The organism is Actinotalea sp. (assembly GCF_041597215.1).
Taxonomy (GTDB): domain Bacteria; phylum Actinomycetota; class Actinomycetes; order Actinomycetales; family Cellulomonadaceae; genus Actinotalea.
This window is the reverse complement of record NZ_JBFHHB010000262.1, coordinates 1-4,234: the sequence shown is the minus strand read 5'-3', so window position 1 is coordinate 4,234 and position 4,234 is coordinate 1. Positions and strand designations below refer to the sequence as shown.

Sequence of the window (4,234 nt, the reverse complement as noted above, 5' to 3'; positions counted from 1 at the left end):
GCGCTCCGCCTGGAGCTCTGCCAGCCGGTGCTTGACCATGTCCCCGATGCTCACGATCCCGTGCAGCTCACCGTCCACGAGGATCGGCACGTGCCGGATACGTCGCTCGGTCATCGCACTCATGAGCTCCTCGACGCTGTCCTGGAGCCCGCAGGTGTGCACCTCCGTCGTCATGATCGCGGAGACCGCCGTGTCGAGGATCCCGTCCCCGTCGGTGTCCAGGCGCCACACCACGTCCCGCTCGCTGACGATGCCGTCGACGTGCTTGCCGTCCCGGGAGACGACCAAGGCACCGATCCGGTGCTCGCCCAGCATGGTGAGCAGCTCCCGCACGGTCCGGTCGGGAGCGATCGTGACGACCGTGTCGCCCTTACGTCTCAGCACCTCGGTGATGCGCATGACGGAGGACCTCCTGCCTGACTCGCCGCGACCACGTCGTCGCCGGCTGGTCTCCCGACGGTACGGCACGGGTCCGGGTCGGGCCAGCCCCGGCGGGACTCCCACCGGGGCCGCACCGACCAGGGACCGGGCCTCAGGCGGAGGCGGGAGCCAAGGGTGCGAGCAGCTCGCGCACCTGCTCGCGCGTCGGCACCCGGCCCGACAGGAGCACCTCGTCGTCGACGACGAGCCCCGGGGTGCGCATGATGCCGTAGGAGGCGATGTCCGCGTAGTCGGTGACCTTCTCGAACTCCGCCACGACGCCGAGGTCGTCGGCCGCCTCGCGGGTCACGCGCTCGAGGTTGACGCAGTTCGCGCAACCGGAACCGAGGATCTTGATCAGCATTGCTCTCTCCTTGGGGATCTCACGCCAGGACGGCGTTGAACAGGTAACCGACGACGAGGATGCCGGCGGCGACGACCGCGACGAAGGTGGCGATGAGCCGGGGCTTGAGGACACGACGCAGCAGGATGAGCTCGGGGAGGGAGAGCGCGACGACGGCCATCATGAAGGCCAGCAGCGTTCCCATCGGCAGGCCCTTGTCGTGCAGGGCCTCGACCAGCGGCAGCACCCCGGCGGCGTTGGAGTACAGCGGCACGCCGAGCAGCACGGCCAGCGGCACCGCGAACGGGTTGTCCGCGCCCGCGTACTGGGCGAAGAAGTCCTCCGGCGCCCAGCCGTGGATCACCGCGCCCAGCCCGATCCCGACCAGCAGGTACGGCCAGATCTTGCGCAGGATCGACCCGACCTCCTCGACCCCCATCGCGATCCTGTCGTCCCAGGTCAGCCCGAGGGTCGAGTCGATCACCCGGCCACGCAGCCGGGTCTCGAACACGAACGGCTCCACCCAGCGCTCGACGTGCAGGCGACCGAGCACGAAGCCGCCGACGATCGCGATGAGCAGGCCCGCCCCTGCGTAGAGCAACGTCGGACCGATCCCGAAGAGGCCGAGGAGCAGGGCGATCGCGATCTCGTTGACCATCGGCGAGGCGATCAGGAAGCTCATCGTCACGCCGATCGGCACGCCGGCCGAGACGAACCCGATGAACGCCGGCACCGCGGAGCAGGAGCAGAACGGCGTGACCACGCCGAGACCCGCCGCCAGGACGTTGCCGAACCCCTCCCGCTTGCCCCCGAGCATCGCCCGCGTCCGCTCGACCGACATGAAGGAGCGCAGGACCGTGACCACGAAGATGATCCCGGTCAGGAGCAGCCCGATCTTCACCGAGTCGTAGAAGAAGAAGTGCACCCCGGAGCCGAGCCGGGACCCTTCGTCCAGCCCGGCCACGTCGTAGACCAACCAGTCCCACCACGGCAGGTTCACCGAGTACAGCGCGACCCACAGGATCGCGGCGCTGCCGACCATCAGCCACCGGCGCAACACGGGCCGGGAGCGCACCGCCTGGACGGCGCTCATCGGGCGGAGACCAGCGCGGCGGTCGGCAGCGCGGCAGCAAGCCGCTCGTGCGCGTCGGCCGCGAGGCTGTAGTCGATCCATCGTCCTCGTCGAGCGGAGGTGACCAGGCCGGCCTCCCGCAGCACCTTGAGGTGGTAGCTGAGGAGGTTCGCGGCGATCGGCACATGGGCCTGCAGGTCGCACACGCAGTGCGTGCCGTCGGCGAGGCGCTCCAGCACCGTCCAGCGAATGGGGTCGGCAACGGCGACGAGGACGGCAACGGACCGCTCGGCCCGGTGCTCCACCGACCTCGGTTCAATCCTGATTGATTCAGCCATGCTTGAACCGTAGCCCCGCCGAGGAGGGCCTCGGCGAGGACCTAAGTCATGGGACCTTCCGGTCCGCACGGCTCAGGCGTGGCCCGCCGACTCCGTCCGGCGGAGCGTGCCCGGCTCCCACGACAGCAGCCCCAGCTCGGCGAAGGCCGTCGCGAGACCGCTCGACCCGGGCCCCGGCGCCGTCCGGTCCGCGACGGCGAGGACCCGGGGGTCGGCCCCCTCGATGGCGACGCCCAGACCGGCGTGCTCGAGCATCTCGAGATCGTTGAGCCCGTCGCCGAAGGCGATGACATCCTCGCGACGCAGGTCGAGGTCCTCGATGACGAGCGCCATGCCGATCGCCTTGGTCATCCCCGCGAGGAAGATCTCCCCGGCGGACTCCCCCATGCCGGGGATCGAGCTCGGCAACGCCTGGACACCCGGCCCGATCTGCGCGGTGAGGGTCCCGGCCGGCACGGGTGAGTCGAAGTAGGTCACCTTGCCGAAGGTGGCGCCCGCGAGGTCGGCGGACATCTGCAGCGACTCCAGGATGTCGAGCGAGCCGGCGCTCTCCGCGCCGTCCCCCCGGAACCTGTGGGCGAGCAGCGAGCCGAGACGCCGGTCGAGGCCAGGAAGCCCGTGGAGCACCTCGGGTGCCTCGAGGAGGTAGGCGAGGCCGTGCGTGTCGAGGACCTCGACCGTCCGCGCGGCGAGCGCGGCGGGGAAGCGTCGGTCGGCGAGCACCCTGCCCGCGACCTCGACATAGGCACCGGCTCCCGCGACGACGCCGTCGAACCCGGCGTCGAGGATGCGTGGAGTGAGCATGGAGGTCGGACGTCCCGTGCAGAGCAGCACCCGGTGCCCTGCCGCGCGCGCGCTCCGCACCGCCTCCGCGTGCGCCGGCGGCACCCGGCCCCGATCGGCATAGGTGCCGTCGATGTCGAGGAAGATCACTTTGGCGGCGGTGGTGGGTCCCTCGTTCGTCGCGCTCATCTCACGGCACCCTATCCGGGCGTGGACCGGCAGACCTTGACGCCACGGGCCACCGGACGGAGCCTGAGGGGATGAACCCCTTCGACGACCTGCCCGTGGTCGACTCCGTGCCCGCGGGGATGCCGGGGACCATCGAGCTCGGCGCCTTCTCCGTCTCGCTCGACGTCGCCGACCTCGACGCCTCCCGCGCGTTCTACGAGAAGCTCGGGTTCGAGGTGACCGGCGGAGCTGCGGACCAGGGCTGGCTCATCCTCAAGAACGGTGAGACGACTCTCGGCCTGTTCCACGGGATGATCGAGAAGCCGACGCTCACGTTCAACCCCGGCCTGACCGGCCAGATGCAGCGCGTGCGGAGCTTCACGGACGTCCGCGAGATCCAGTCGCGGCTCGAGGACGCCGGCCTCGAGCTCGTCGAACGGGCGGACCCCACAGGGACGGGCCCCGCGCACCTGGTCCTCCACGACCCCGACGGCAACCCGATCCTCATCGACCAGTTCTTCTGAGCCGCTCGCGCGGCCCGGACGATCGGAACGCGCTCCGCCGACCGTCCCCGACCGGTGCCCGCTCGGGGGCGGTGGACAGCCCCGCAGCACCTACGCTCGGCCCATGCCTGATGCCGCCAATGACGTGCCCGTCGCCGCCGAGGCACCGGGGCACGGGCGGGCGCCCGATGCGTAGGGGTGTCCTCCGGGCCGGCCTCGCCGCGCTGCTCTTCGGCGCCTCGACGCCGTTCGCGGCCCAGCTGGCTCGCGAGACCAACGCGTTCACACTGGCGGGCCTGCTCTACCTCGGGGCGGCCCTTGCCGTCCTGCCCACCAGCCTGCGGCATCGACCCGATCCCGCAGCGCTGCGGCGAGGGGCCGGTCGGCTGAGCACGGCCGTCGTTCTCGGCGGTGCGGTCGGCCCGGTCCTCCTCGCGTCCGGTCTCCAGCACACCAGCGCCGCGAGCGCGTCCCTGCTGCTCAACCTGGAGCTGGCGTTCACCGTCGTCCTCGCCGCCGCCTTCTTCCACGAGCACATCGGGCTCCGCGTCGCGCTCGGAGCCGGGCTCGTCGCCACCGCGAGCCTGCTGCTCACCGGACCGGGTGC

The 4,234-nt window shown here is 71.2% G+C and carries 7 protein-coding genes; 2 read left to right on the top strand and 5 right to left on the bottom strand.

The window, feature by feature from the left end:
• From ABWK99_RS14175 to ABWK99_RS14155, 5 genes are all read right to left on the bottom strand, one after another.
• A partial coding sequence (locus ABWK99_RS14175; protein ID WP_372595350.1) for a CBS domain-containing protein occupies positions 1-399 on the bottom strand: 399 nt, incomplete at its 3' end.
• Positions 400-532: 133 nt separating this feature from the next.
• Positions 533-784: a thioredoxin family protein gene (locus tag ABWK99_RS14170; RefSeq protein WP_372595349.1), complete on the bottom strand. Its 252-nt coding sequence runs from the start codon at positions 782-784 to the stop codon at positions 533-535.
• Between the two features lie 19 nt (positions 785-803).
• Complete coding sequence (locus ABWK99_RS14165) at positions 804-1,856, bottom strand: permease (protein ID WP_372595348.1); 1,053 nt, start codon at positions 1,854-1,856, stop codon at positions 804-806.
• On the bottom strand, positions 1,853-2,173 hold the full coding sequence (locus ABWK99_RS14160; protein ID WP_372595347.1) for an ArsR/SmtB family transcription factor: 321 nt from the start codon (positions 2,171-2,173) through the stop codon (positions 1,853-1,855). Before ABWK99_RS14160 ends, ABWK99_RS14165 begins: the two co-directional genes overlap by 4 nt.
• Before the next feature lie 72 nt (positions 2,174-2,245).
• The gene (locus tag ABWK99_RS14155) at positions 2,246-3,145 is read right to left on the bottom strand and encodes an HAD hydrolase family protein (protein WP_372595346.1); all 900 of its coding nucleotides are present in this window, start codon (positions 3,143-3,145) and stop codon (positions 2,246-2,248) included.
• Positions 3,146-3,216: 71 nt separating this feature from the next.
• Between ABWK99_RS14155 and ABWK99_RS14150 the strand changes: the two genes are divergently transcribed.
• Together ABWK99_RS14150 and ABWK99_RS14145 are read left to right on the top strand one after the other, a co-directional pair.
• Positions 3,217-3,648, top strand: coding sequence for a VOC family protein (locus tag ABWK99_RS14150; RefSeq protein WP_372595345.1), 432 nt, complete (start codon positions 3,217-3,219; stop codon positions 3,646-3,648).
• Positions 3,649-3,815: 167 nt separating this feature from the next.
• Positions 3,816-4,234: DMT family transporter (locus ABWK99_RS14145; protein WP_372595344.1), on the top strand; the 419-nt coding region annotated here is incomplete at its 3' end.